This is a genomic window from Pseudomonas sp. efr-133-TYG-5 (genome assembly GCF_030209175.1).
Taxonomy (GTDB): domain Bacteria; phylum Pseudomonadota; class Gammaproteobacteria; order Pseudomonadales; family Pseudomonadaceae; genus Aquipseudomonas.
Genome location: NZ_JARVSM010000001.1, coordinates 1,098,349 through 1,122,295, shown reverse-complemented (window position 1 = coordinate 1,122,295; position 23,947 = coordinate 1,098,349). Strand labels below are relative to the sequence as shown.

Here is a 23,947-nt window from a genome sequence, read left to right as displayed (position 1 = left end):
CGCCGCCTCAGGAATGGAATCTATCGATGCTCGCTGTCAATTTCCGTCACGCCTTGCTGCTGACAACCCTGGTTTTCACTGCCCATGGCCATGCCGCCAGTTTCGACTGCGCGGCTGCATCCAGCCCGGTTGAAAAAGCCGTTTGCGCGGACCCGTATACCTCGAGTCTGGATGAGAAACTCGGCTCGCTGTGGCCGTCGGCGCTGGCGAAAGTCGCTGACCCGAAGGCGCTCAAGGCGGCCCAGCGCCAATGGCTGAAGAATCGCAGTCTCTGCCACGAGCAACTCGCCTGCCTGCGTCGGGAGTATCTGCAGCGGCTTGTCGAACTCGAGTACACCGGCAAACCCTTCAACTGGAATGCGACCTGGCAACGCATTCCCGCAACCCCGGCCTCTGCGGCGCAGATAACCACCCAGCGGCGTGACGCCACGCACATCACCTTCGATATTACGGCGCAGGAGGGCGGCAATTCCGGTGATCTGGATGGCGTTGCGCTGTTGAAGGGCAGCCAGGCCGACTACGCCGAAGGGCAATGCACGCTGAGTTTCAGCGCCGTCAACGGCCTCTTGCAGGTCACGCAAAACGGCAGCGATGCAGACTGCGGCGGCGGCATGGGTGTCTACTACGCCGGCCAGTACGTGGCCTCCGAGCGACCCTTGCGGTTGGACTTCGATCTGCTCAGCCTCGGCCTGGCCCGTTCGCTCGAGGAGAACCGGATGCTGCAGCAGTTGCTCAAGGCGGATTATCAAGTGCTGGTGGACCTGTCCGGTTCGATGCTGACTGCTGATCCGAGTGCCGACGTGCCGGGCAGTCAGGTTGCAGAAATGTGGATGCGCGGCCTGGGCGGCACGGCGTTGTACATGAGCGCGCCGGATGGCCAGGTGTGGGTCATGCTGATGGCTTACGACGCTCAGGGCCACTCCCACGTGCGTTACTACACCAACGTCGCGCAATGGAAGACACGCTTGCCCGAGGCCATGCAGGCCTGGTACGCGCGCCGCTCGGGGGATGAAGCGTTGCCTCTGGATTACATGCCCTGAGCGTTCACGTGGCAAACAACACGCCGCGGATCTCCCCCTCGCGCGGCGCCGCCACGCCGCCGAGCACCAACCGCGTAATGGTCTCGGCCGCCGTCGCATAGTCCTCATCCTGCGGCACTTCGCGACCGGTGATGCAGCCCATCTGCCAGCCGATATTGGTGTAGGTACGGGTCGCCGACCAGATGAACAGCATCAAATGTTCGGGATCGACTGGCGCCAGCAAGCCGCGGTCGATCCAGCTGCGCAGACAGTCGACATTACGCCGGGCCTCGGCGTGCAGCAGGTCGCGGCATTCGTCGGGCAACTGGCGACCGCCGAGCAGCAGTTCGCCGCTGAACACCTTGGCGATGGCCGGATGCTCGCGGGCGATGCGGATGCGCGCCGCGACGTAGGCACGCAGGCCGATCAGCGGATCGTCGCTTTCGCGCAGCACCGCCGAGGCTTCCAGCAGCGGCTCGACGAAGCCGAGCAGAACCCGGCCGTAGAGGTTTTCCTTGCTGCGGAAGTAGTAATACAGATTGGCCTTGGGCACGCCGGCGCGGGCGGCGATGTCGCGGGTCTGCGTGGCGTCGAAGCCGTTGGCGGCGAACGCTTCGCTGGCGGCGGCGAGGATCAGTTGCTGATTGCGTTCGCGGATGCTGCTCATGGACGACATGGAGAGGTTCTGGCGAATTCGGCTTCGCAATATACAAAACTATATAGCGCGGAAGCCAGCGTACTCGATGGCGCGCGCTATGCTGGTTCAGACATTCAGCGCAATCAGGGCAGGGGAAATGGCTATCGAGGCAGTGCGTGCCCATGTGGATCGGCTTGATGCCGTCGCCGGACTATTCGATGCCTATCGCGGCTTTTATGGCCAGCCAGCGAACCTGGCGCAGTCGCGGGCGTTTATCGCCGAACGCATGGCGGCTGCCGAGTCGGCGATTTTCCTGGCTGAGGACGAGCAGGGCGCTGCCCTGGGTTTCGTCCAGCTTTACCCGACGTTTTCGTCGATCGATGCCCATCGCACCTGGTTGCTCAGCGACCTGTTCACCGCGCATGAGGCTCGGGGCCGGGGTGTCGGGCGATTGTTGATGAATGCCGCGCGTGACTTCGCGCTGGCCACCGGGGCCAAGGGCCTGGTGCTGGAAACCGCCACCGACAATTTCACCGCCCAGGGTTTGTATGAGTCGCTGGGCTATGTACGCGACAGCGGTTACTACACCTACATCCTCGACCTGCGGACAAGCTGAGCGGCAGTAGATTTTTCGGCTTTTTCTTGCCACAGCTCTTTTCCCGAAAGCGGGCGATCACTAGAATCCGCCCCGGCTCTCCGCAATGGAGGCTCTTTGCTATCATTTAGGGAAGACATCATGCAATTCGGGAAAATCCTGGCACTGGGCCTGGCACTGACGCTGGGCGGTTGCGCCAGTTTTACCAAGGACGAGGTCGCTCCGGTGACACTGCCGTCGATGGCCAATTACGCCAACAAACCCAATGTGTACGTCGATTTCGATTTCTACCAGGGCGAGCCGAGAAGCGCTTCCGCCGTGGAAATGCCGCAAGCGCGGGACATGCTCAAGCCGCAACTGCAAAGCGTGCTCAAGGATTCCGGCCTGTTCGGTCGCGTGACGTTTGACCAATTCGAAAAGCAGCCAGGCGACTACAGCCTGCGCTTGAAAATGTACAACCATCCGCCGAATGGCGGTGAGTTGGCGCTGGCGTTCATCAGCGGTTTGACCATGACGGTCATCCCGGCCTACGCCACCGACCAGTACACCATGAGCCTGGAAACCCTCGATCAGCAGGGCCAGCCGCTGACCACCGCGAGCAACCATGACGCGGTCGGCACCTGGATGGGCATCTGGTTCATTCCACTGGCGTTCAATACGCCGAAAGCGGCGGTGACCGATACCTTCACCCGTCAGGTCAACGCGTTGCTCAAGGAATGGGCCGACAGCAATCGGCCGAAATACTCGGGTATCTGATCCGCGCCTGACGATGCTGAAGGACAAAAAAAGAGCCGCGATTGCGGCTCTTTTTTTCGCCCTTACTTCAGGGCCTGGATGAACTGCGGATCGCTGTACAGTGCACTCAGCAGATCCTTGAGCATCGGGTTGTAGGCGTTGGCGGCGTTGGGAATCGCAATGGCGCCGAAGAAACTGCTGCCCCACTGGTGGCTGACATCCTTGGTCGCGTCGTACAGCACATCCTTGCCGTCGAGCAGGGTGAAGCGCGCGGCGATCTTGCCGTCACCGCTGCCCATGCCAGCGTTCAACTGGTTTTTCACCACCAGCACTTGCAGGTGACGGGAGGCGTTCGGGTCGAGCAGGCCAGCCTTGCGCAGTTCTTCGCTGATGGCGTCCTGGATGTGCGCCGGGATGCTGCCGGTTGGCGAGCTGATCGGGTTCGCCCGTACCACCAGCGAGCCTTCGCCCGGGGCAGCGGTGACTTGCGGGTTGCCGAGCGCGTGCAGCGGCGGGGTCTGCTTGAGCTTCTGCACGTTGTCGTAGCTGGGCTCATAGCGGGTCATGGTCACCCCGCAACCTTGCAGCAGCAGGGCCAGCAGCGGGACCAGCAGCAGAGATTTTTTCACGGCATTTCCTTGCGTGTAGAAAAGAGGGGGCGAATTATGGGCAGAGTGCCATCATCGAGCAAGCGGATTGCCCCGACTCGTTAACACGGGCGCAACATGCCCTCGATCTGCGCCAGTTCCCAGGTGCTCAGCAGGCTGACCGCATCGGTGCCGAAGCGTTGCCGGGTGTCGTGCGTCCAGACGCGACCGTCGGGACAACGACACTGGCCGCAGTGATGCAGGTGCTGGCCGTCGAAGTCGAGCTGCAACAGCCAGCCCTCGATATCGACTTCGAGCGCGCCGCCCTGCGTGCTCACTGTCTGGAGCGGGCGCACGCCCAGCGCCGCATCGCGCAGGCGTTGGCAAACTTCACGGGTGGTCAATTCACTCGGCATGGCCGCTCTCGATCAGGCAAAACAGCGCGCAAGCATAGAGCGCCAGCGATTGGCTGTCAGCGACGGTGGCCCGAACCCGGACAATTCCGTAACATCCGCAACCCTGTTTTTTTCCGCGAATATCCGCGGCCGTGCCCGACGGCCGCTCTGTCAGGTAAGCCATGAAACCGATTCGTCTGCGTGCCGATGTCCTGGCCGGACTCACCACCTCGTTTGCCCTGTTGCCCGAATGCATTGCGTTCGCGCTGGTGGCCCACCTCAATCCGCTGATGGGCCTGTACGGCGCCTTCATCATTTGCACGCTGACTGCGCTGTTCGGCGGGCGGCCGGGCATGGTGTCCGGGGCGGCTGGTTCGATGGCAGTGGTGATCGTCGCGCTGGTGGTGCAGCACGGCGTGCAGTATCTGCTGGCGACGGTGCTGCTCGGCGGCGTGATCATGGTCGCGTTCGGGCTGCTGCGCCTGGGCAAACTGGTGCGGATGGTGCCGCATCCGGTGATGCTCGGCTTCGTCAACGGCCTGGCGATCATCATCGCGCTGGCGCAACTGGAGCATTTCAAGCGCGGTGACAACTGGCTCAGCGGCACACCGTTGTACCTGATGACCGGGCTGGTGCTGCTGACCATGGCCATCGTCTACGTCCTGCCGCGCCTGACCAAAGCGGTGCCGCCGGCACTGGTGGCGATCCTCGGTGTGGGCCTGCTGGTTTACCTGCTCGGCCTGCCGACCCGCACGCTCGGTGACATGGCGCACATCGCCGGCGGCCTGCCGACGCTGGCCCTGCCGGATATTCCGTGGGATCTGCAGACCCTGCGCATCATCGCCCCTTACGCGATTCTGATGGCGCTGGTCGGCCTGCTGGAAACCTTGCTGACCCTCAACCTCACCGACGAAATCACCGAAACCCGTGGCTACCCGGATCGCGAGTGCGTGGCGCTTGGTGCGGCCAACATGGTGTCCGGTGTGTTCGGTGGCATGGGCGGCTGCGCGATGATCGGCCAGACCGTGATCAACCTCAGTTCCGGCGGGCGCGGGCGTTTGTCCGGCGTGGTGGCCGGGGTGTTGATTCTGTTGTTCATTCTGTTTCTGTCGCCGCTGATCGAGCGTATTCCGCTGGCGGCGCTGGTGGGGGTGATGTTTGTGGTGTCGCAGCAGACGTTCGCCTGGGCGTCGTTGCGGGTGCTGAACAAAGTGCCGCTCAACGATGTGCTGGTGATTATCGCGGTCACCACCATTACCGTGTTCACCGACCTGGCGACGGCGGTGCTGTGCGGGATCATCATCGCTGCGCTGAATTTCGCCTGGCAGCAGGCCCGGGAGTTGTACGCCGACGAACATCTGGAGGCGGATGGCAGCAAGCTCTATCGCCTGCACGGCACGCTGTTTTTTGCCTCGACCACAGCGTTCCTCAATCAGTTTGACCCGGCCAACGATCCGGCCCGGGTGACCGTCGATTGCCGGCATGTGAGTTTTGTCGATTACTCGGCCATCGCCGCGCTGAAAACCCTGCGCGAGCGCTATGCCAAGGCGGGCAAGCACTTGCAGGTGTTCCACTTGTCCGAGCGGTGCAAGACATTGCTCAAACGTGCCGGGGTCGATCACGACTGAGACCGACCCCGAGCACCGATCAGGCATCGATCGCCGGGAAGTCGATGTCCGTCAGCGCGACGTTGTTCAGGTAGTTGGTCAGCGTCTGCGCGGCGACGATGGCGATCACTTCGATGATCTTTTTGTCGTCGATGCCGGCGGCGCGGGCGCTGGCAATCTGCTCGTCGCTCAGATGACCGCGGGTCTGCGTCAACTGCTGGGCGAGGGCGGCGAAGGCGTTGAGCCGGCCATGCCGGGCCTCGACAATGTCCGCCGCCGACAGCCCGGCCTTGCTGGCAAACAGGCTATGCGCGGCCAGGCAGTAGTCGCAGCCGTTGACCTGCGACGTGGCGAGGTACACCGCTTCTTTTTCCTTGGCGCTCAGTGAAGTCTTGCCCAGGGTGGTGGAAATCTGCACGTAGGCATCCAGCGCAACCGGCGCGGTGGCGAGGGTCTTGAACAGGTTGGGCAGGAAACCGATTTTTTTCTGTACGCCTTCCAGCACCGGGCGAGTGGCGTCGGTGGCGGTGTCGAGGCTGATCGGGGCAATGCGGCTCATGGTGATTCTCCAGAAGTCCGGTGCGAAGTGCGCCGGGGATGGAGGTGATGCTACCGAGCGTGGCTGGTGCTTTGGCGGCAAATCGTCGAGGATATGCGACAGATCGTCCAAACCTGCCACCGAGGATGTCATCCGTGGATCGCCTGTCGACTTTGCTCAGCCATTTCGGCGTCAACGCCGGTACGTTCCATAGCGGCACGTTTTGCGGAATCAGCGCTTACGGTGGCGAGCAGACCTGCGGGCACGTGCATCTGCTGCAGGCCGGCCAGTTGCGGCTCAAACCGGGCAATGACCCGGAGCTGCACCTCGACGAACCGACGCTGATTTTCTTCCCTCGCCCACTCGCCCATCGGCTGTTTGCCGACGAAGCCATGGACACCCGCCTGGTCTGTGCCTCGCTGACCTTCGACGGTGGCGCGGGCAATGCGCTGGCGACGGCGCTGCCGGATTACCTGGTGCTGAAACTCGCCGAGTTGCCGGAAATGGCCAACACCCTGGAGTGGCTGTTCAAGGAGGCGTTCGACGGCCACTGCGGGCGCGAAGCGGTGATGGATCGGTTGTTCGAGTTGTTGGTGATCTTGCTGCTGCGCCACCTTATCAGTCGGCGTGAACAGCAACCCGGCATGCTCGCCGGGCTGGCCGATCCGCGTCTGTCGCGCGCCTTGAACCTGATCCATGAGCAACCGGGCAAAGCCTGGAGCGTCGCCGAACTGGCGGGCGCGACGAACCAGTCGCGGGCCAGTTTTGCCGAGTATTTCCGCCGGGTGGTGGGGCAGACGCCGGTGGATTACCTGGTCAGCTGGCGCATCAGCCTGGCGCAGAAACGCCTGCGCGAGGGCCGGCCGATTGCGTTGATCGCCGAGGAGGTCGGCTATGACAGTCCGTCGGCGCTGGCCCGGGCGTTTCGGCGCAAGACCGGGCTCAGCCCGCGCGAGTGGAAAGCCGGCGCCGGTTAGCTATCGGGCGAATTTCTTCGCTCCGGCCACGCAGAGAATCACACCCAGGGTCACCGCCAGCATGCCGAGGCTGACCTGTTCGTGCAGCAGCGTCGCCGCCAGCGCCAGGCCGAAAAACGGCTGCAACAACTGCAATTGCCCGACCGCCGCGATCCCGCCCTGTGCCAGCCCGCGATACCAGAACACGAAGCCGATGAGCATGCTGAACAGCGACACGTAGGCCAGGCACGTCCACGCCGCAACGCTGATGCCACTCAACGAGGCGGGTTTGAGCCAGACGCTCAGCGCCGCCATCAGCGGTAGCGCCACCACCAGCGCCCAGCAGATCACCTGCCAGCCGCCGAGCGTACGCGACAGTTTGGCGCCTTCGGCGTAACCGAGGCCGCAGGCGAGAATCGCCGCCAGCATCAGCAGATCGCCGGTGGGCGATGCACTGAGCCCCTGGGCAATCGCGAAGCCGACCACCAGCGAACTGCCCAGCAGCGAGAACAGCCAGAACACCGGACGCGGCCGTTCACCGCCACGCAGCACGGCAAAAATCGCCGTGGCCAGCGGCAGCAATCCGACAAACACAATCGAATGAGCTGACGTCACGTGTTGCAATGCCAGCGCCGTCAGCAACGGAAAACCGAGCACCACGCCCAGCGCCACGATCACCAGCGACAGCCATTGCTCGCGGGCCGGCCGCCGTTCGCGAAACAGCCACAGCAACGCCACCGCCAGCAGTCCGGCGATGGCCGCGCGGACCACGGTGAGGAACACCGGATCGAACTCCAGCACCGCCAGGCGCGTGGCCGGCAGCGAGCCGCTGAAGATCACCACGCCGATGAAACCGTTGATCCAGCCACTGGTTCTTTCCAGGGCCGGGTTGCTCAGAGGTGTTGTTCGTTCCATGTTCAGTCACGCTCAATAGTGGGGTTGCCTGCGAGCCATGCTAGGGCGGAGAATCAGCACAATCAAAAAATTGTCATGGATACATCCGCCATGCCGCGTTCCCGCTACAAGACCCTGGTCGACACCCTTGCCGCCGACATTCGCAGCGGGCGCCTGTTGCCCGGCACACGGCTGCCAACGCACCGGCAACTGGCGACCAGCGAGGGGCTGGCGCTGGTCACGGCGTCGCGCGTGTATGCCGAACTGGAAGCCATGGGGCTGGTCAGCGGTGAAACCGGGCGCGGCACTTTTGTCCGCGAAATCTCGCTGCCGCCGGGGCACAGCGTCGATCAGAAAGACGTCGCGGTGGGCATGGTCGACCTGAATTTCAACTACCCGGCGGTGCCCGGGCAGGCGGAATTGCTGCGCACGGCGCTGCGCCAATTGGCGCTGTCCGGCGACCTCGAAGCGCTGCTGCGCTACCAGCCTCACGCCGGGCGTCAGCATGAGCGCGCCTCGATAGCCCGGCACCTGCAAAGCCGTGGCCTGCGGGTCGACGCCGAGCAGGTGCTGATTGTCAACGGCGCGCAGCAGGGGTTGGCGGTGGCGCTGATAGCGTTGTGCAAACCCGGTGACGTGATTGCCGCCGACGCCTTGACCTATTCCGGTTTCAAGGTGCTCGCCGAGGCGCTGCATCTGGAGGTGGTGGCGATTGCCGTGAGTGAGCAGGGGCCGGACCTGCAGGCGCTGGAAAAACTCTGTCGCACGCGTCCGGTACGCGCCGTGTACAGCATGCCGACCCTGCACAATCCGCTCGGTTGGGTGCTGTCGCTGGCGCAGCGCGAGCAATTGGTGGCGATTGCGCGGCGGCATGATCTGACGCTGATTGAAGATGCAGCCTACGCCTTTCTGGTGGATAACCCGCCGCCGCCACTGGCCGACCTGGCGCCCGAGCGGACGATCTACGTATCTGGCCTGTCGAAAAACATCGCCACCGGCCTGCGCGTCGGTTTCATCGCCGCGCCGTTGCCGCGAGTGCCGGCGCTGGAACGCGTCATTCGCGCCACCACCTGGAACACGCCGGGGGTGATGACCGCCATTGCCTGTGGCTGGCTCGACGACGGCACGATCACGCTGCTCGAAGCGCAGAAACGCAGCGACGCCCGCGCGCGCCAGGCCCTGGCCCGGGACATTCTTCGAGACTTGCCGTGCATCGGCCATCAAGCCTCGTATTTTCTCTGGCTGCCGTTGCCGGAGGATGCCCGTACCGATCAGGTGGTGGTCGAGTTGATGCAGCAGCACATTGCGGTGTCGATTGCCGAACCGTTCGTGGTGTCGGCGCACGTGCCGCATGCGATCCGTATTGCCTTGGGGTCGGTGCCGATGGACGTGCTGCGTGAAGCGCTGCTCAAGGTGCGGCAGGTAGTGGCCGCCTACAGCTGAGTGAGGGCACAAAATGCTACCCTTGCCGCCGCCCGATTGATGCCGACCCGGATACCGCAATGAACCCGACTGCCTTGTTGACTCTCGCCCTGTCCCTCAGCGCTGGCCTGCTCAGCACGCCGACCCTCGCGGCGGGTGATGCCGAGGCGGGCGGCAGACTGTTCCCGCGCCTGTGCGGCGGTTGCCATCAGGTCGGCGAATCCGCCCGCCCCGGATTCGGCCCGCAACTCAATGGCATCTTCGGTCGCCCGGCCGGCACCTCGGCCAACTACGTCTATTCCGATGCCATGAAAAACGCCGGGCTGACCTGGAATCGGGAGACCCTGACGGCCTACCTGAAGGACCCGAAAGCCGTGGTGCCGGGAACGCGGATGATCTTCTGGGGGCTGAGCGACGAAGAGAAAATCGACGACTTGCTGGCCTATCTGCAGACGTTCGCGCAACAACCCCAACCCTGATTTTGCTCGCTCAAGGCAGGCGACTGCGCGATTGACTACGCAGCTCTGGACCCGACTCAAAACCAACACGTGAGTTGATCCGCGCACGCCGGGCGCCCGTTGCGGGCGGCCAGCGGGCAAGTGACGGTTATCGTCAGGCGACCTGGTTGCGGCCCGCTGCTTTCGCCTGGTACAGCTGCTGGTCGGCGCGCTTGATCAGCATCGCGTGGCTGTTGTCCGCCGGATCGGCGAGGCCGACGCCAATGCTCACAGTCACGTGGCCGACCTGCGGGAAGTGCGCCCCGGCCACTGCCACGCGGATCTTCTCGGCAACCACTTCAGGGGTGTCCGGTTTGGCGATTTCCGGCAGCAGCACGGCGAACTCTTCGCCGCCATAGCGCGCGACGAAATCGGTGCTGCGGATGCTCATCTGGATCAGTTGCGCCAGTTGCCGCAGCACGTCATCACCGACCGCATGACCGTAGTTGTCGTTGATGCGTTTGAAGTGGTCGGCGTCGATCAGCAGCAGCGCGAACGGCCGTCCGGTGCGGCGGAACAGCAGGCTGTACTCGGTGAGCTTTTCATCGAAGCGGCGGCGGTTGTAGACGCCGGTCAGGGCATCGTGGGTGGCCAGGCTCAGCAGCTCGGCGTTGGCCTGGGTGAGGGCGGCGGTGCGTTGCGCGACCGTGGCTTCCAGGGACGCATTGGCCTCCTGCAATTCACGCTCCTTGCCGAGCAACGATTGGGTCATGGCATCGATGGACTGGCCGAGCTGGGCGATTTCCCGCACCGGGTGCTGCAATTGAAATTGCGCGCCGGGTTGCTTGTCCTGCACTTGTTTGGCCGCGCGCGCCAATTGCTCGATCGGCCGGCTGAGGTGCAGCGCCAGGTAATACGCGACCAGGCCGAAGACCACGGCGGCGACCACGCCGAGCAACAGCAGTTTGTACAGCAGCAGGCGTGCCGGTTGCAGCGCCGAGTCCAGCGGCTGGCGCACAGCGATCGACCACGACAGCGCCGTGCTCGACGGCGTGGGTACCGCGACCATGCTGGTCAGGTAGCCATCGCCCGCGGTCCATCCGGGTGACTGCGGTGCATTCGCCGCCAGTTGCTGGCCAACCAACGCTTCCGGATACAGCACTTTGCCGTCGTGATCGATAATCAGCGCTTCGATATCCGGCGTCGCGCCCCTGTGCGATTGCGCGGCCGATTCGACGATGCGCGTTACCCAGCTCCAGTGTGCGTGGGCGCCGAGCACGCCGATCACCTGGCCGTCGGCATTGTGGATCGGCGCGGCAAAATCGATGAAGCGCAGCGGCTCACCGTTCGACTGGCCGGGCAGCAACTTGGCGAGCAGCACCGCTTCATGCGGATCACCGGTGTACTCGCCGCGCAGGCCGGCCTGGAACCACGGTCGTTGCTGCACCGACTGCCCGACCAGCAAGCCATTGACCGCCTGGTGGACGTGGCCCTCGCTATCCGTCACGCCCATCCACGCGTACTCGGCGCGCGCCTGGGTGCGCAGTTGCATCGACACCAGAATCGACGGGTTATCCAGATCGCCACGCTCCAGGTGCGGCGCGCGGCTGAGCAGGTACACCTCCAGCTGCCGCTCGCGCAGTTGCTCGCCCAACAGCGCCGCCGCCGAACGCGCGGTGCTCAGCAGCGCGTTGCCGCTGGCCTGTTTGATTTGTTCGGTGGCGATGTGGCCGACGTAGAAGCCCACGCTGAGCAGCGTCAACAGGGATAAACCGGCAAACCAGAGGGTCAGGTGGCTGCGCAGACTGGCGTTGATCATGAGGGGCGTTCTTTATTGGAGTGGCGCCATGGTATGCGTAATCGCCGAGCGGGTGCCAGCGACGTGCTTCACGAAACCTGGCGACGTTGATACCAAAGAGCCACTACCTCCGGTAAAGTGTGCGCCGCCCGAGAGATGGATCCCGGGCGTTTTCCCATGGAGTTTCGCAGTGAAATATCTCAGCAAAGTAGTCGCCGCCGCACTGTTCGGTGTGGTTCTGGCAGGTTGCACCGGCACCCCGATGAACACCAAACAATACGACAGCAGCCAATACACCGTGATTGGCCACAGCGAAGCGACGGCCACCGGTCTGCTGCTGTTCGGCGTCATCCCGATCCAGCAGAACAGCCGCTTCGTCCGCGCCCAGAACGCCGCGATCAAGGCCAAGGGCGGCGACGCCATGATCAACACTCAGGTCCAGGAAAACTGGTTCTGGGCCTGGGTCCTGACCGGTTACACCACCAAGATTTCCGGTGACGTGGTCAAGCTGAAAACCGTGCAGTAAGCGCCGGTTGAATGCAAAAAAGCCCGGCTGATCAGACCGGGCTTTTTATTGTGTAGCGTTAGCCAGATCGATTCAGGCCACGCGGCGTTCGATCAGACGATCCGAGCCACCTTCGGCTACACGGCGTTCCTGCAGACGATCCGAACCACCTTCGGCTACACGGCGTTCCTGCAGACGATCCGAGCCACCTTCGGCTACACGGCGTTCCTGCAGACGATCCGAGCCACCTTCGGCTACGCGGCGCTCCTGCAGACGATCCGAGCCACCTTCGGCTACGCGGCGTTCCTGCAGACGATCCGAGCCGCCTTCGGCTACGCGGCGCTCTTGCAGACGATCCGAGCCACCCTCAGCCACACGACTTTCAATCAGCCGATCCGAACCGCCTTCGGCGATCATGGTGTGCGCGGGTTTCGCTGCGAAAGCGTTGACTGCCAGAACCGAGAAAGCGATGCCGAGAAGGATTTGGCGTTTCATGATCGTGTGCTCCGGGGTGTTGTGGTTAGGTATGGAGCAGATGTTACGCCGCGGATTTTTTATGAGAACTTCATTGGCGTGATGGTGACTATCGACGCCAGCAATGGCTGCCAGCGCCGCGATTCACGGCGCCGTCGGGCGCACGCACAACTCGCCGGTGGCGCGGGTCAGGGCCAGTTCATGCAACGTGTCGTGGGCCAGACCGCGACGTGCCTTGGCCAGCCAGGCCGGGCAATTCGCATCGTGGCGATAGGGCGTGAAGTCGGCGTACTGTTGCAGCAGCCGGGTTTGCAGCTCATCCAGACGCGGGCGAATCTGCTGCGCCAGATCCGGCCGCGTCGTCGCCGGCGCGGCACCTGCCGCTTGCCACTGTGCCAACAGACCGTATTGCACCAGCTTGTTGGCCTCGATTTGCGCCGCGAGCAATTGCGCCACGTCATCCGGATCGAGTTGACGTGCGCTGGCCAGGGTGCGGGCGTTGGCAATCACCTGGGCTTCACGCGGACCGTCCTGGATCGGCTTGCCGCTGTCCCATTTGGTCAGGGCGACCAGGTCGGCGATGTTCAGGCGTTCGTTGAGCGTTGCCAGCAAGGGTTGCAGAACTTCCGGCGCGGGCGCGACGGCAGCGGCCTGCACCGTGCCGGCACCTAGCGCCAAAACGATGCAGCTGAGCAAGTGTGAAGGTCGGAGCATGGTAGATTCTCGATGGGCCTGAAGGACGCATTTGATGGTCAAGTACGGATACGAAGTTAAACGGAGTTAGCAAATGTTGCACGCCACGCTTCACCGGCTGATCACCGAAGACCCCGCACGCATGAAGGTTCTGCAGCTCGTCAGGGAGTTGCATCTGAGTGATTGCTGGGTGGCCGCCGGGTTCGTGCGCGGTCGGGTCTGGGACCACTTGCACGGTCGGCCGTCTTCGCCATTGCCGGCCGATGTCGACGTGATCTGGTTCGATGTCGAGGACACCTGTGCCCAGCGCGATGCCGCGTTGGAGGCGACGCTGCGGGCAATGGATGACAGCGTCAACTGGTCCGTCAAGAACCAGGCGCGCATGCATGCGCGCAACGGCGATCAGCCCTATGCCTCGGCGACCGCAGCGATGAGGTGCTGGCCCGAGACCGCCACGGCTGTCGCTGTGCGGTTGACCGCCGCAGACCGTATCGACATTGCTGCGCCGCTGGGTCTGGAAGACCTGTTTTCCTTGCGGGTGCGTCCGACGCCGCGATTCCTCGCCGAGAAGTACCCGGTTTACCTGGAGCGCGTTCGCTCGAAGAACTGGCAGCGCACCTGGCCGCGCCTGGATGTGCAGATGCAGTGATGAGCGCGCTGCCACCTCGTCCCGGTCGAATGGCTGCAGGGCAAATCAGCCGCAGCGCAATTGCCTCGCACCAGTGGCAAACCATCTAGCGTAATATCCCCGAACTCTGCCCCGAGACGGAAACTCATGCCAACCCCCACCCAACATCCCCTCTGGAAAACCTACTTCCTGTTCCTGGCCCCCATGGTGTTGTCCAACTTCCTGCAATCGATGTCAGGCACGGTCAACAGCATTTATATCGGCCAGATGCTCGGGACGCAGGCGTTGGCGGCGGTGTCCGGAATGTTTCCGATCATCTTTTTCTTCATCGCCCTGGTCATCGGTCTGGGCGCCGGGGCAGGGGTGTTGATCGGGCAGGCGTGGGGCGCGCGCGAGCCGCACATGGTCAAGGCGATTGCCGGGGCGACGTTGTTGCTCGGGGTGTTGATCGGTCTGGTCGCGGCAGTGCTGGGCAGCGTGTTTGCGCGGCCGGCGTTGCAGGGGTTGGGGACACCGCTGGACGTGCTGGACGATGCCGTCGCGTATGCCCATGTGATGATGTGGATTCTGCCGTCGCTGCTGGTGTTCGTGCTGTTCACCCAGTTGTTGCGCGGGGTCAGCGATACGCTGTCGCCGCTGCTGGCACTGATGGTGTCGACCTGCGTCGGGCTGGCACTGACGCCGGCACTGATTCGCGGCTGGTTCGGCTTGCCGCAGTTGGGGATCCAGAGTGCGGCGTTCGCCGGCCTGGCCGGTAACCTGGCGGCCATGGCGTGGCTGGCGTGGCGGCTGATTCGCAAGGGCCATCCGCTGGCGCCGGATCGCGAGTTTTTTGCAGCGCTGCGCCTGAACCGCGGAATCCTCGGCAAAGTCTTGCGCATCGGGCTGCCGACCGGGGTGCAGATGATCGTGCTGTCGCTGTCGGAGCTGGTGATTCTGGCGCTGGTCAACCAGCACGGATCGCAGGCGACGGCGGCCTATGGCGCGGTGACGCAGATCGTCAACTACGTGCAGTTCCCTGCGCTGTCGATTGCCATCACCGCGTCGATCCTCGGCGCCCAGGCCATCGGCGCCGGGCGTCTGGAACGCATCGCGCCTATCCTGCGCACCGGGCTGTGGATCAACGTCTGCCTGACCGGTGGCCTGATCGTGCTCGGCTACCTGCTGTCGCACTGGCTGCTGGGGCTGTTCCTCACCGAAGACGCCACCCGGGCGATGGCCGAACATCTGCTGCACATCATGCTCTGGAGCCTGCTGGTGTTCGGCTTCCAGGCAATCATCGGCGGCATCATGCGCGCCAGCGGCACGGTGCTGGTACCGGTGGCGATCGCCATTATCTGTGTGGTCGGCGTGCAGTTGCCGGCGGCGTACTGGCTGGACGCGCGGTTCGGCCTGCAAGGGGTGTGGATGGCGTTCCCGGTGGCGTACCTGGGGATGCTGGTGTTGCAGACGCTTTACTACAAACTGGTCTGGCAGCATCAGAAGATCGAGCGGCTGGTGTGACGGGGTGGCGTTGATCGTCAGCCGCCGTGCTGGCGTTATCGGCGGATGTTTGCTTAAGTCAATCGAACCCCTCCCGGGCCTCTGCGGAGAATCCCATGTCGATCCGCCTATCGTTGGCTGCCGCGTGTTGCCTGAGCGTCATGCCGTTGGCGCACGCCGTGGAATACACCCGGGTCAACACCACCGCCAGCCAGATCAGTTTCACCTTCAACCAGATGGGCTCGCGAATGTACGGCACGTTCGGCAAGTTCGAGGCGACGCTGGCGTTCGATAGCGAAAACCTCGCCGCGGCCCGCACCACGCTGCACATCGACCTCGCCAGCATCGATGCCGGCAGCGAAGACGCCAATACCGAGCTGGTGAAACCGGCGTGGTTCGACACGGCGAAGTATCCGCTCGCGGTGTTCGAATCGAGCGCTTTCACCCAGGTCGGCGACAACCGTTATTTGATCGCCGGTAAGCTCACCCTCAAGGGCATCACCCGCGACGTGCAGGTGCCGGTCGAACTGAAACCGGACAGCCAGATCGGCATCTTCGACGGAGAACTGGTGCTCAGGCGCGACGAGTTCGGCCTCGGCGCGGGGGAGTGGGCGGACACCGTGGTGTCGAAGGATATCGACATCAAGTTCAAGGTGGTCGCCCCCCAGCAGTGACCGGCCTCAGTAGGCGCGCCAGTGACCTGGCACCCAGCGCCATTGATTGCCGGCCCAGCGGTAATGCCCGGCCACCCAGTGATAGCCCGGCGCAGGCATGACCGGAACCACTTCCACCGGTGGTGGCGGACGGTGCGGACGCGCGGGTGCGATCACGCAGCCGGACAGGGTTATCGCCACCAGGGCGCTGGCGAGCAAGGTTTTCAAGGTTCGCGACATGTTGATCTTCCGGGTCGATGACGTGGGCGGGCGCGCGACGATCAGCGCGCCCAGTGACCTTCAATCCAGTACCAGTTGGGCCCGCGGGCCTGCCAATGCCCGGGCTTCCAGCGCGCACCGTAGCGCACCGGTTGCCAGTGCCCCGGCACCCAGGCATAGCCGCGGCCGTCCCAGCGCCAGTGGCCGCGATCCCAGGCATAACCGGGACGGGCGCCGGGCATTGGCTCCATGCGCAGCGGCGGCGGCGCCTGACGGATGATCATTTCGGGTTGGGCAAACACCGGGGCGCTGCTCAGCGCCACAACCGTCAAGGGCAGCGCCAGCCATGCCTTTCGCCATTTCGACAAAGAACGCCAAACGTTCATGACAACTCCTCAAGGCCTGCGTCGGGAAGTGAACGCAGCTGAAGAATTTGACGCCGAATCGGCGAAAGATCCGCTGCCGGGCGGATGAAATTTTTGTCAGGCTCGAGCGCGCAGTATGATGTCGCCGATTACCGCCGGAGTTCACCCGCCATGCCCTGCATCACCCACTACAAAGCGCCGTGCCCCGAGGGCGTCAACAGCCAGATTCTGCAGATGGTGGTCGACTACCTGACCGACATCAGCGCGGTCGGCCTCGGCCCGAGCAACCTCTTGTACAACGTCTACCAGTACGCGGTCGGCTACGAGGTGCATTTGTATCTGGAGGCGTTGAACGGTGAGAAGGGCACGGAAGTGGAGCTGCTGGTCGCCACCGCCGAGGACGACCCGGAGCAGGTCATCGGTTTTCTGTTGTACCTGCCGGTGCAGGGCGACTGGGAGGCGTGCAACGTCGCTTACCTGGCGGTGCGCGAGGGCCATCGGCGCCAGGGTGTGGCGCGCAGCTTGATTGGCGAGATGCTCGCACGCTACCCGCACGCCGAACTGACCTGCAGCGTCGGCAAGGTGCCTTATTTCGAAGCGCTGGGCTTCGAGGTGATCGGCCAGCGCGAGACGCAAGTGCTGATGAGCACCCGCCATTACCGCAGCAACGGCCTGCGCGGATTCATCGACACCACACCGATCTACCGTTCCCTGGAAGTGCAGCAGATCCACACCTATCTGCTGCAAAAGCATGGCAAGCGGGCGATGCTCGATGCCGAGAAACAGCGCGACCGCCACCTGGATCAGGTAACCCGCCACACCGAAGCGTTCGTGCGGCAGCGCATGACGTTGCATTGAATGTGCGGCGTCCTGCCCGACGCTTTGGCGCTATAGCTGATTCCACTGGTTGATTGTGGCGAGCAGTTCGCTGATTCGCTCAGGCAGATCAGTGCCAGGCTTGAACGAATGGTCGAATGTTTGATATTCCTCACGGAAAAATTCGGCGATATCAGTCTTGGAGTAACCGCTGTCCTTGACCACCCGGCCATCGACGATGCTGAAATAGCGCTCGAAGAAGGCTGTCGGCAGGTAGCTTTCCATTGTGTATTCCTGAGTCAGCCAGGACGCTACATCCTTGAGGAATCTGGACTTGGTTAGCTCAGTACCGCCGGGCTTGCTGGCATCAAGGAAGTCCAGGTCGCGATCCATCACCACAAACGAGTTGCGATTGATCCTGAACATGTCGATCAATCCTGCTTCGTGGTTGGCGCTGTAGTGCTTGAGCATGGAACCGCCATAAGGAAGGAACGCGTAGTCGTGGTTTTCCTTGGGCGCTGCCGTTTTGTTCTTCTGGCTAAGCAAGTCGATCCAGTGCAGCAGGTACAGCTTGTCCGAGGCGCCTTCGACCCAGATAACACCGTTGGCCTGACTGACATCACTGGGTCTGACTCCAAGCAACGACAGGACATGGCTCTGTTCGGTGAGATCGCGTGCTTCAAACCCGTCAACTTCAAACAACGCTACGTCTTCGATCGCCCAGGCTCGCACATCGATCATTGCGGGGGCGTGAGTGGTGATGAACAGTTGCAGTTGCCTTTGCGGATCGCTCGCCATCTCGCCGAGCCTGCGCATCAACAGACGTAACAACGTCGGATGCAGATGCGTTTCAGGTTCTTCGATAACGCAGATCGAGCCGTGGGGAACTTCAGCCAGCCAGCCAAGCAGGCCGCCAAATGCCCTCCAACCGGAAGGCAGCAGTGTCATCGGAAGAAAATTGGGCTGCATTTGATCGTCATTGAAAAAGACTTTGAGCAACCCTTCGTCAGTGATCGAAATGGCAGGCCAGGGATTATCCAACAGCCATTGCGCCTCCTCATCGATTTCATCGCGAGTGTCATTGCTGCTGTCGGCATCAGGGTCGAAGTCAGGTCGATCCATGCTCGACTGACGAGGATGCAGTGGATAGGCCAGCAAGCCCACCAGCCGGCTGGCTTCGGCATTTAACGCAGCGATAAAGGCAGGAAGTGATGTGTCTCGTTCGTCGTGATGTGTGCGAACGCAAACCTTGAGATTGAGCGTGGTTGTCAGTGTCGACAAAGTTTCAGGAACTGTGCCGTGTTCGATTATGTCATGGGTCAGAGCGCTTATGCCGTAGGGGCCTTTTACCTTCATCTCGACGGCATAAACCTGGGGCTTGCGGATTGTAAATTGAACATCGAAGCGACGCCGGTCATTGAACTCGACGGCGAATGTCGAGCGGGTAGACGAGCCGATATTTTCGCGGGAGATGTGGGTCAGTACCTGCGAGTCCGAGCAGCAGCGGATGATGTCGACGATGGTGGATTTACCGCCGCCATTGGGACCGATGATGACGTTGATTCGTTTGGGAGCAAGAGCCGATAGTGTAGGTGCCCGGGACTTTTCCTTGTTGTGGTTGAGGCGCAGCTTTCTCAAACCTTCGAAGGCGATGGAGGTGATATGCATGAATTCGGGAATCAACAGACCTGAGGTGAAGGTGGCGTTGTAACCGAGTCAGGAATCGCTCGCGTAACGCACCATAATGGCTCAATGATACCGCTTTCTCACCGGTGGTCGGAGTATTCAAGGGGCTTTTCGCACGGACAAAAAAAGAGCCTCAAAGCTCTTTGATGGGGAGGAAGTAGAGCCCTCGAGGCTCAAGATGCGCATGAAGCCAGGCGTGGGCTTGATTGGGGTTCAGAGCACCCGCGCCTACGCAGCAGAGCTGCGTCACTCCATCCTAGGAAGGTGCGCGGGGGCGCTCAAGTACCGTCAGTCAGCTGTGTGAGTGGCGCCGGCGGTGGCCCTTGCGACCATCGCCAGGATCGTCGCGAACAGCTCGTCACGGGCCTGCGCGGCGCTGATTTCCGCGCTCGCCGCGGCCTGGGAAAGCGCTTCGGCGGCGCCCAGCATGGCGCGCAGGCCGGCCTGGGTGATTGCGCCTTCGCCCACAAACGGCGACAGCACTTTGCGACATTTCTCCAGGAAGATCGCCTCGTATTCGCGCTTGATCTTCTCCAGCTCCGGCGTGCTCGCCAATGCGGCAATCACCCCGCCAATCTCGTTGCCCTGGGTCAACACGCACTCGACATACGCCGTGGCGATCACCGCGGCGGTGGCGTTCAAGGTCGGCTCGCAGTCGGCGAGTGCGGCGTCCATCACGGCGGTCTGGCGCTTGTCGAAATCTTCGTACAGCGCCGCGAGCAGACCGGGCCGGCTCACAAAGTGGTCATAGACCACCGGTTTGGTGACGCCGGCCTGTTCCGCCAGATAGCCCAGCGTCAGGGCGTCGCTGCCCTGAGCGCGCACCACTTGCCAGGCTACGTCGAGCAATTGGCGCTGGCGATCTTCGCGGGACATGCGCCGCCGAGGGGCGGTGGCAGGGGAATTTTCAAGGGTTGACATCGCTAATATACCAAACGTAACTTACTGATCGTAACTTACCAAGAGTATATAGCCCTTGGTCAGCGCCACCAACCGGAGATTTGCCCATGCACGCCTTGATTGTTGTCGACCATGACGATAGCCGTTCGCTGACCCACGCGTTGGCACAGGAGATAGCCCGAGGGCTGTCCGCAGCCAATCCGGCCAACACTTTTGAAATAGCCGACCTGCACGCCGAAGGTTTCGATCCGCGTTTCACCAAAGCCGACTGGGCCGTGCATCACCGCGAATCCCGGCCACCGGCGGATGTGCTGGCCGAGCAGGCGCGGATCGACCGCGCCGACGCACTGGTGCTGGTCTTCCCTGTGTTCTGGTGGGCCATGCCGGCGCTGCTCAAAGGCTGGATTGACCGCGTGTTCAGCAACGGCTGGGCGTTCGATTTCAATGGCAACGAGAAATTGGTGAAAAAGCTCGGGCACTTGCGTGTGCATCTGGTCGGCGTCGGCGGCGCGGATGAAGACGTCTACGCGCGCCACGGCTATGGCGCGGCGATGCAAGTGCAGATCGATCACGGCATCTTCGATTACTGCGGGGCGACGGTGGCGGGATCGACGAAGTTGCTCGACTCGGAGTTGCGCGATGCGGCGGTGCAATTGCAAGCCGCACGCGAACTCGGCGCCGGGTTGTTTCGCTGAACCCTGCAGGGCCGGCGAGCCGGCGCCTGCGGGGCGGCGGTCAGCGGGTGCCGGGCCAGCCGGCCTTGTCGAGCGCGGCGAGCAAGGTCGGCGCATCCAGCCCCGGCACCGCGTGTCCGTTGCCGACCGTGCTGTCGCTGGCGAGCAGGGCGTTGATGATGGCCTCTTCAACGGCTTCGGTGGCCGCGAGGAACAACTCGCTGATGTGGTCGTTGTTGACCATGCGCAGTCCGTCGCAGGTCGGTGCGCCTTTGCCTTCGTAGGCGGCCGGCGGGATCTGTGCGTTGCCGGTGGCGAAGGCGAGGAAGATGTCGCCGCTATGGTCTTCATTGCCGCCGCCGGTACGCGCCAGGCCGAGGCTGGCCCGTTGCGCCAGGCGCGTGCACTGGTGTGGCAACAGCGGCGCATCGGTGGCCAGGCAGACCACGATCGAGCCCATGCCCGGATGCGGCAGCGCCGCGCGCAGGAATGGCGAATCCACTTGCTCCATGTAGCGCCCGACCGGGTAACCGTCGACGCGCAATTCGCTACGGATGCCGTGGTTGGCCTGCACGATGGCGCCGACGGTCCAGCCACCCTGGGCACGGCTCAAGCGGCGCGACGCGGTGCCGATGCCGCCCTTGAACTCATGGCAGATCATGCCGCTGCCACCGCCCACCGCGCCTTCCTGCACCGGGCCGTCCACCGCGGTGTGCAGGGCCTCGGCGACGTGTTCGGGTCTGACGTGAAAACCGTTGATGTCATTGAGCAGGCCGTCAAAGGTTTCCAGCACCACCGGCATGTTCCAGTAGAGGCGACCATCATCGGCTTGCTGCGCACGGTCCAGCGCGATCAAGGCATCGCGCACCACGCCAAGGCTGTGGGTGTTGGTGAAGGCGATCGGGCTGGTCAGCAGTCCGGCTTCGCGAATCCATTCCAGCCCCGTGGCATCGCCGTTGCCGTTGAGCACATGCACGCCGGCAAAGCACGGCTGCGCGTTGGTCGAGCCGGCGCGCGGTTCGATCAGGGTGACGCCGCTGCAAATGTCACGACCGGTCGCGCTTCGACCGCGCACATTGCTGTGGCCGACCCGTACGCCGGGCACGTCGGTAATGGCGTTGAGGGGGCCGGGTTGCAGTTGGCCGATACGGATATTGAGGTCGCGGGCACGTGGTTTCATTGAGGCGGTTCTCTCGGTAAAAGGCAGAAAAATCATGCAGGGGGCTTACTGGCCGTTCTTGACCTTGCTCCACACCCGGGTGCGCACGCGTTCGGTGGCTTTGGGCAGCGGTTCGAGGGTGTACAGCGTGGCCAGCGCTGCCGCCGACGGGTACACCGCCGGGTTGTCGCGGGTGGCGGCGGCGACCAGCGCGGTGGCGGCGCGGTTGCCGTTGGGGTAGGACAAGTGATCGCTGACCGGGGCAATCACCTCCGGCCGCAGCAGGTAGTCGATGAACGCCAGGCCCTGAGTCGGATGCGGCGCATCCTTGAGCAGCACCAGGGTGTCGAACCACACCGGTGCGCCTTCCTTGGGCAGGCTGTAGGCGATCTTCACGCCGTTGCCGGCCTGCTCGGCGTTGGTCTTGGCTTCGAGCATCGCCCCCGACCAGCCGACCGCCACGCAGATGTTGCCGTTGGACAGATCGCTGATGAATTTCGACGAGTTGAAGTAGGCGATGTGCGGGCGCAGCTTGAGCAACAGTGCTTCGGCCTTCTGGTAGTCCTCGGGGCGCGTGCTGTTGGGCGGCAGGCCGAGGTAATGCAGGGCCACCGGGAGCATTTCCGCCGGCGAGTCGAGCATCGCCACCCCGCACTGGCCGAGCTTGGCCAGGTTTTCTTCCTTGAACACCAGGTCCCAGGAATCCACCGGCGCCTGATCGCCCAGTGCGGCGCGGACCTTGTCGACGTTGTAGCCGATGCCGTTGGTGCCCCACAGGTACGGCACCGCGTACTGGTTGCCCGGGTCGTTGTTGGCCAGTTTCGCCAGCAGGTCGCTGTCGAGGTTTTTCCAGCCCGGCAGTTGCGCACGCGGCAGCGGCGTCAGGGCGCCGGCCTTGATCAGGGTCGGCAGGCTGAAGTTGCTCGCCACCACCACGTCGTAGCCGCTGCGGCTGGTCATCAGTTTGCCTTCGAGCACCTCGGCGCTGTCGAAGGTGTCGTACACCGGCTCGATGCCGCTGTCGCGCTTGAAGTCGTGCAGGGTGTTCGGGCCGATGTAGTCGTACCAGTTGTAGACGTGCACGGTTGGCGCTTCGGCCGCCATGGCGGCGGTTGCCAGCAGACAGGTGCCGAGGCCCAACGCCGTCCGGCAACCCCGGTTGATATACCCACGATGACCACGCATGATGCGGCACTCCTGGCCTGTGCAGGCCGGTGATAAACAGGAGTGGTCAGCCTATCGGGCGCGCCACGCCTGACCCATTCCCATCATGGGTTACTCGAAAGGGGTAGAGCGTGGACGCGTTGTTGCAGGAACTGCCGGTGCATCAGAGTCTGTCGCGGGTATTCGCCAGTGTTGGCCAGGACGGTTTCTGGCGGGCGCTGGTCGACACCGTGCGGCTGCTGGTGCCGTTGGACAACGCCCTGGTGGCGTTGATGAGCGCGGGACGGGTGCCGCAGTTGCTGATCGACTTCGACAGCCAGGGCCGCGCCGACGAGCAGGAAGAACTGGCCGGTTACAGCGCCGGCATGTACTTGCTCGATCCGTTCTACCAGGCCGCCAGCGCCGGCATTGCCGATGGCCTGCACAGCCTCGCCGCGGTCGCGCCGGATCAGTTCCTGCACAGCGAGTACTACCAGAGTTACTTCCGCTCTGTGGTCGGCGCCGATGAATTGCAGTTCATGGTCAATGTCAGCGGTGGCGTACTGGGGTTGTCACTGGGGCGCGCAACACCGTTCGAGCTGGCCGAGCAGGGCCGTCTGCTGTGCGTGCGCGACTGGGTGCTGGCGGCGATGCGCCGTCACGTGCAATTGCTGCCGCCGCAGGGGCCGCTGGCGGAGGCGGGCGTCGGCGATCTGGCGACGCTGCTCGATCGCTTCGACGCGCGCCTGACCGCCCGCGAAATCGATACCGCACGACTGATTCTGCAAGGGTTCTCGAGCAAGGCGATCGCCCAGCAGATGAGCATTTCCCCGGAGACGGTGAAGGTGCATCGGCGCAATCTGTACCACAAGCTCAACGTCACCGGGCATGGCGAGTTGTTTGCGCTGGTACTGCGCCCGCGCTGAGCGT

General features: G+C 63.3%; 29 protein-coding genes. 14 read left to right on the top strand and 15 right to left on the bottom strand.

Going from position 1 to position 23,947, the window contains the following annotated elements:
- Window positions 1-26 precede the first annotated feature (26 nt).
- Window positions 27-1,040, top strand: a complete 1,014-nt coding sequence (locus QRN70_RS05050) for a lysozyme inhibitor LprI family protein (protein WP_285416110.1) — start codon at window positions 27-29, stop codon at window positions 1,038-1,040.
- Window positions 1,041-1,044: 4 nt separating this feature from the next.
- On the opposite strand, the gene QRN70_RS05045 is transcribed toward QRN70_RS05050, so the two are convergent.
- Window positions 1,045-1,686 (bottom strand): TetR/AcrR family transcriptional regulator, encoded by a 642-nt coding sequence (locus tag QRN70_RS05045; protein WP_285418015.1) that lies wholly within the window; start codon window positions 1,684-1,686, stop codon window positions 1,045-1,047.
- Between the two features lie 127 nt (window positions 1,687-1,813).
- On the opposite strand from QRN70_RS05045, the gene QRN70_RS05040 reads away from it, so the two are divergent.
- Window positions 1,814-2,272: a GNAT family N-acetyltransferase gene (locus QRN70_RS05040; protein ID WP_285416109.1), complete on the top strand. Its 459-nt coding sequence runs from the start codon at window positions 1,814-1,816 to the stop codon at window positions 2,270-2,272.
- A gap of 120 nt (window positions 2,273-2,392) precedes the next feature.
- A complete protein-coding gene (locus QRN70_RS05035; RefSeq protein WP_285416108.1) occupies window positions 2,393-3,007 on the top strand; it encodes a hypothetical protein in 615 nt (204 codons plus the stop codon).
- Window positions 3,008-3,069: 62 nt separating this feature from the next.
- On the opposite strand, the gene QRN70_RS05030 is transcribed toward QRN70_RS05035, so the two are convergent.
- The 3 genes from QRN70_RS05030 to QRN70_RS05020 all read right to left on the bottom strand — a co-directional run bounded on the left by QRN70_RS05030 (window position 3,070) and on the right by QRN70_RS05020 (window position 4,152).
- A complete protein-coding gene (locus QRN70_RS05030) occupies window positions 3,070-3,615 on the bottom strand; it encodes a hypothetical protein (RefSeq protein WP_285416107.1) in 546 nt (181 codons plus the stop codon).
- A gap of 80 nt (window positions 3,616-3,695) precedes the next feature.
- Window positions 3,696-3,989 carry a DUF7693 family protein gene (locus QRN70_RS05025; RefSeq protein ID WP_285416106.1) on the bottom strand — a complete coding sequence of 98 codons (294 nt, stop codon included), beginning with the start codon at window positions 3,987-3,989 and terminating at the stop codon, window positions 3,696-3,698.
- On the bottom strand, window positions 3,979-4,152 hold the full coding sequence (locus QRN70_RS05020; RefSeq protein WP_285416105.1) for a hypothetical protein: 174 nt from the start codon (window positions 4,150-4,152) through the stop codon (window positions 3,979-3,981). Before QRN70_RS05020 ends, QRN70_RS05025 begins: the two co-directional genes overlap by 11 nt.
- Here QRN70_RS05020 and QRN70_RS05015 point away from each other — a divergent pair.
- Window positions 4,151-5,596: a SulP family inorganic anion transporter gene (locus tag QRN70_RS05015; RefSeq protein WP_285416104.1), complete on the top strand. Its 1,446-nt coding sequence runs from the start codon at window positions 4,151-4,153 to the stop codon at window positions 5,594-5,596. The genes QRN70_RS05020 and QRN70_RS05015 overlap by 2 nt on opposite strands.
- Before the next feature lie 19 nt (window positions 5,597-5,615).
- Here the strand turns inward: QRN70_RS05015 and QRN70_RS05010 are convergent, their stop codons facing one another.
- On the bottom strand, window positions 5,616-6,134 hold the full coding sequence (locus QRN70_RS05010; protein WP_285416103.1) for a carboxymuconolactone decarboxylase family protein: 519 nt from the start codon (window positions 6,132-6,134) through the stop codon (window positions 5,616-5,618).
- Between the two features lie 134 nt (window positions 6,135-6,268).
- Between QRN70_RS05010 and QRN70_RS05005 the strand changes: the two genes are divergently transcribed.
- On the top strand, window positions 6,269-7,090 hold the full coding sequence (locus QRN70_RS05005) for an AraC family transcriptional regulator (protein ID WP_285416102.1): 822 nt from the start codon (window positions 6,269-6,271) through the stop codon (window positions 7,088-7,090).
- Here the strand turns inward: QRN70_RS05005 and QRN70_RS05000 are convergent, their stop codons facing one another.
- Window positions 7,091-7,984: a DMT family transporter gene (locus QRN70_RS05000; protein ID WP_285416101.1), complete on the bottom strand. Its 894-nt coding sequence runs from the start codon at window positions 7,982-7,984 to the stop codon at window positions 7,091-7,093. It lies immediately after the preceding gene.
- Window positions 7,985-8,074: 90 nt separating this feature from the next.
- Here QRN70_RS05000 and QRN70_RS04995 point away from each other — a divergent pair, with 90 nt between their 5' ends.
- Together QRN70_RS04995 and QRN70_RS04990 are read left to right on the top strand one after the other, a co-directional pair.
- On the top strand, window positions 8,075-9,406 hold the full coding sequence (locus QRN70_RS04995) for an aminotransferase-like domain-containing protein (RefSeq protein WP_285416100.1): 1,332 nt from the start codon (window positions 8,075-8,077) through the stop codon (window positions 9,404-9,406).
- A gap of 59 nt (window positions 9,407-9,465) precedes the next feature.
- Complete coding sequence (locus tag QRN70_RS04990; RefSeq protein ID WP_285416099.1) at window positions 9,466-9,864, top strand: c-type cytochrome; 399 nt, start codon at window positions 9,466-9,468, stop codon at window positions 9,862-9,864.
- A 133-nt stretch (window positions 9,865-9,997) separates the two neighbouring features.
- Here the strand turns inward: QRN70_RS04990 and QRN70_RS04985 are convergent, their stop codons facing one another.
- The gene (locus QRN70_RS04985; RefSeq protein ID WP_285416098.1) at window positions 9,998-11,641 is read right to left on the bottom strand and encodes a sensor domain-containing diguanylate cyclase; all 1,644 of its coding nucleotides are present in this window, start codon (window positions 11,639-11,641) and stop codon (window positions 9,998-10,000) included.
- Between the two features lie 169 nt (window positions 11,642-11,810).
- Between QRN70_RS04985 and QRN70_RS04980 the strand changes: the two genes are divergently transcribed.
- Window positions 11,811-12,146, top strand: coding sequence for a hypothetical protein (locus tag QRN70_RS04980; protein ID WP_285416097.1), 336 nt, complete (start codon window positions 11,811-11,813; stop codon window positions 12,144-12,146).
- Window positions 12,147-12,218: 72 nt separating this feature from the next.
- On the opposite strand, the gene QRN70_RS04975 is transcribed toward QRN70_RS04980, so the two are convergent.
- Together QRN70_RS04975 and QRN70_RS04970 are read right to left on the bottom strand one after the other, a co-directional pair.
- Window positions 12,219-12,620, bottom strand: coding sequence for a hypothetical protein (locus QRN70_RS04975; protein ID WP_285416096.1), 402 nt, complete (start codon window positions 12,618-12,620; stop codon window positions 12,219-12,221).
- A 123-nt stretch (window positions 12,621-12,743) separates the two neighbouring features.
- The gene (locus QRN70_RS04970; protein WP_285416095.1) at window positions 12,744-13,313 is read right to left on the bottom strand and encodes a chorismate mutase; all 570 of its coding nucleotides are present in this window, start codon (window positions 13,311-13,313) and stop codon (window positions 12,744-12,746) included.
- A gap of 73 nt (window positions 13,314-13,386) precedes the next feature.
- On the opposite strand from QRN70_RS04970, the gene QRN70_RS04965 reads away from it, so the two are divergent.
- The 3 genes from QRN70_RS04965 (at window position 13,387) to QRN70_RS04955 (ending at window position 16,076) form a co-directional block, all read left to right on the top strand.
- The gene (locus QRN70_RS04965; RefSeq protein WP_285416094.1) at window positions 13,387-13,941 is read left to right on the top strand and encodes a nucleotidyltransferase family protein; all 555 of its coding nucleotides are present in this window, start codon (window positions 13,387-13,389) and stop codon (window positions 13,939-13,941) included.
- Window positions 13,942-14,067: 126 nt separating this feature from the next.
- Window positions 14,068-15,423 (top strand): MATE family efflux transporter, encoded by a 1,356-nt coding sequence (locus QRN70_RS04960; RefSeq protein ID WP_285416093.1) that lies wholly within the window; start codon window positions 14,068-14,070, stop codon window positions 15,421-15,423.
- Between the two features lie 95 nt (window positions 15,424-15,518).
- On the top strand, window positions 15,519-16,076 hold the full coding sequence (locus QRN70_RS04955) for a YceI family protein (protein ID WP_285416092.1): 558 nt from the start codon (window positions 15,519-15,521) through the stop codon (window positions 16,074-16,076).
- Window positions 16,077-16,082: 6 nt separating this feature from the next.
- On the opposite strand, the gene QRN70_RS04950 is transcribed toward QRN70_RS04955, so the two are convergent.
- Together QRN70_RS04950 and QRN70_RS04945 are read right to left on the bottom strand one after the other, a co-directional pair.
- The gene (locus QRN70_RS04950) at window positions 16,083-16,295 is read right to left on the bottom strand and encodes a YXWGXW repeat-containing protein (protein WP_285416091.1); all 213 of its coding nucleotides are present in this window, start codon (window positions 16,293-16,295) and stop codon (window positions 16,083-16,085) included.
- A gap of 41 nt (window positions 16,296-16,336) precedes the next feature.
- Complete coding sequence (locus QRN70_RS04945; protein WP_285416090.1) at window positions 16,337-16,660, bottom strand: YXWGXW repeat-containing protein; 324 nt, start codon at window positions 16,658-16,660, stop codon at window positions 16,337-16,339.
- Window positions 16,661-16,810: 150 nt separating this feature from the next.
- On the opposite strand from QRN70_RS04945, the gene QRN70_RS04940 reads away from it, so the two are divergent.
- The gene (locus QRN70_RS04940; protein WP_285416089.1) at window positions 16,811-17,497 is read left to right on the top strand and encodes a GNAT family N-acetyltransferase; all 687 of its coding nucleotides are present in this window, start codon (window positions 16,811-16,813) and stop codon (window positions 17,495-17,497) included.
- Between the two features lie 30 nt (window positions 17,498-17,527).
- Here the strand turns inward: QRN70_RS04940 and QRN70_RS04935 are convergent, their stop codons facing one another.
- Both QRN70_RS04935 and QRN70_RS04930 read right to left on the bottom strand, forming a co-directional pair.
- A complete protein-coding gene (locus QRN70_RS04935; RefSeq protein WP_285416088.1) occupies window positions 17,528-19,123 on the bottom strand; it encodes an ATP-dependent nuclease in 1,596 nt (531 codons plus the stop codon).
- A 306-nt stretch (window positions 19,124-19,429) separates the two neighbouring features.
- Complete coding sequence (locus QRN70_RS04930; protein ID WP_502941514.1) at window positions 19,430-20,062, bottom strand: TetR/AcrR family transcriptional regulator; 633 nt, start codon at window positions 20,060-20,062, stop codon at window positions 19,430-19,432.
- 86 nt (window positions 20,063-20,148) lie between these two features.
- Between QRN70_RS04930 and QRN70_RS04925 the strand changes: the two genes are divergently transcribed.
- On the top strand, window positions 20,149-20,736 hold the full coding sequence (locus tag QRN70_RS04925) for an NAD(P)H-dependent oxidoreductase (RefSeq protein WP_285416086.1): 588 nt from the start codon (window positions 20,149-20,151) through the stop codon (window positions 20,734-20,736).
- Window positions 20,737-20,776: 40 nt separating this feature from the next.
- Here the strand turns inward: QRN70_RS04925 and QRN70_RS04920 are convergent, their stop codons facing one another.
- Together QRN70_RS04920 and QRN70_RS04915 are read right to left on the bottom strand one after the other, a co-directional pair.
- Window positions 20,777-21,895 carry a DmpA family aminopeptidase gene (locus tag QRN70_RS04920; RefSeq protein WP_285416085.1) on the bottom strand — a complete coding sequence of 373 codons (1,119 nt, stop codon included), beginning with the start codon at window positions 21,893-21,895 and terminating at the stop codon, window positions 20,777-20,779.
- 45 nt (window positions 21,896-21,940) lie between these two features.
- Window positions 21,941-23,059, bottom strand: a complete 1,119-nt coding sequence (locus QRN70_RS04915; protein ID WP_285416084.1) for a polyamine ABC transporter substrate-binding protein — start codon at window positions 23,057-23,059, stop codon at window positions 21,941-21,943.
- 110 nt (window positions 23,060-23,169) lie between these two features.
- Between QRN70_RS04915 and QRN70_RS04910 the strand changes: the two genes are divergently transcribed.
- Window positions 23,170-23,943, top strand: a complete 774-nt coding sequence (locus tag QRN70_RS04910; RefSeq protein ID WP_285416083.1) for a helix-turn-helix transcriptional regulator — start codon at window positions 23,170-23,172, stop codon at window positions 23,941-23,943.
- The last annotated feature ends 4 nt before the right edge of the window (window positions 23,944-23,947 follow it).

Bases quoted from the DNA above. Each gene is read 5' to 3' on its own strand.
- QRN70_RS05000 (WP_285416101.1), bottom strand. From the start codon at position 7,984: ATGGAACGAACAACACCTCTGAGCAACCCGGCCCTGGAAAGAACCAGT.
- QRN70_RS04950 (WP_285416091.1), bottom strand. From the start codon at position 16,295: ATGTCGCGAACCTTGAAAACCTTGCTCGCCAGCGCCCTGGTGGCGATA.
- QRN70_RS04930 (WP_502941514.1), bottom strand. From the start codon at position 20,062: ATGTCAACCCTTGAAAATTCCCCTGCCACCGCCCCTCGGCGGCGCATG.
- QRN70_RS04995 (WP_285416100.1), top strand. From the start codon at position 8,075: ATGCCGCGTTCCCGCTACAAGACCCTGGTCGACACCCTTGCCGCCGAC.
- QRN70_RS04935 (WP_285416088.1), bottom strand. From the start codon at position 19,123: ATGCATATCACCTCCATCGCCTTCGAAGGTTTGAGAAAGCTGCGCCTC.
- QRN70_RS05015 (WP_285416104.1), top strand. From the start codon at position 4,151: ATGAAACCGATTCGTCTGCGTGCCGATGTCCTGGCCGGACTCACCACC.
- QRN70_RS04915 (WP_285416084.1), bottom strand. From the start codon at position 23,059: ATGCGTGGTCATCGTGGGTATATCAACCGGGGTTGCCGGACGGCGTTG.
- QRN70_RS04925 (WP_285416086.1), top strand. From the start codon at position 20,149: ATGCACGCCTTGATTGTTGTCGACCATGACGATAGCCGTTCGCTGACC.
- QRN70_RS04940 (WP_285416089.1), top strand. From the start codon at position 16,811: ATGCCCTGCATCACCCACTACAAAGCGCCGTGCCCCGAGGGCGTCAAC.
- QRN70_RS04945 (WP_285416090.1), bottom strand. From the start codon at position 16,660: ATGAACGTTTGGCGTTCTTTGTCGAAATGGCGAAAGGCATGGCTGGCG.
- QRN70_RS05025 (WP_285416106.1), bottom strand. From the start codon at position 3,989: ATGCCGAGTGAATTGACCACCCGTGAAGTTTGCCAACGCCTGCGCGAT.
- QRN70_RS04965 (WP_285416094.1), top strand. From the start codon at position 13,387: ATGTTGCACGCCACGCTTCACCGGCTGATCACCGAAGACCCCGCACGC.
- QRN70_RS04975 (WP_285416096.1), bottom strand. From the start codon at position 12,620: ATGAAACGCCAAATCCTTCTCGGCATCGCTTTCTCGGTTCTGGCAGTC.
- QRN70_RS05045 (WP_285418015.1), bottom strand. From the start codon at position 1,686: ATGAGCAGCATCCGCGAACGCAATCAGCAACTGATCCTCGCCGCCGCC.
- QRN70_RS04960 (WP_285416093.1), top strand. From the start codon at position 14,068: ATGCCAACCCCCACCCAACATCCCCTCTGGAAAACCTACTTCCTGTTC.
- QRN70_RS05010 (WP_285416103.1), bottom strand. From the start codon at position 6,134: ATGAGCCGCATTGCCCCGATCAGCCTCGACACCGCCACCGACGCCACT.
- QRN70_RS04990 (WP_285416099.1), top strand. From the start codon at position 9,466: ATGAACCCGACTGCCTTGTTGACTCTCGCCCTGTCCCTCAGCGCTGGC.
- QRN70_RS05040 (WP_285416109.1), top strand. From the start codon at position 1,814: ATGGCTATCGAGGCAGTGCGTGCCCATGTGGATCGGCTTGATGCCGTC.
- QRN70_RS04985 (WP_285416098.1), bottom strand. From the start codon at position 11,641: ATGATCAACGCCAGTCTGCGCAGCCACCTGACCCTCTGGTTTGCCGGT.
- QRN70_RS05035 (WP_285416108.1), top strand. From the start codon at position 2,393: ATGCAATTCGGGAAAATCCTGGCACTGGGCCTGGCACTGACGCTGGGC.
- QRN70_RS05020 (WP_285416105.1), bottom strand. From the start codon at position 4,152: ATGGCTTACCTGACAGAGCGGCCGTCGGGCACGGCCGCGGATATTCGC.
- QRN70_RS04920 (WP_285416085.1), bottom strand. From the start codon at position 21,895: ATGAAACCACGTGCCCGCGACCTCAATATCCGTATCGGCCAACTGCAA.
- QRN70_RS05050 (WP_285416110.1), top strand. From the start codon at position 27: ATGCTCGCTGTCAATTTCCGTCACGCCTTGCTGCTGACAACCCTGGTT.
- QRN70_RS04955 (WP_285416092.1), top strand. From the start codon at position 15,519: ATGTCGATCCGCCTATCGTTGGCTGCCGCGTGTTGCCTGAGCGTCATG.
- QRN70_RS04970 (WP_285416095.1), bottom strand. From the start codon at position 13,313: ATGCTCCGACCTTCACACTTGCTCAGCTGCATCGTTTTGGCGCTAGGT.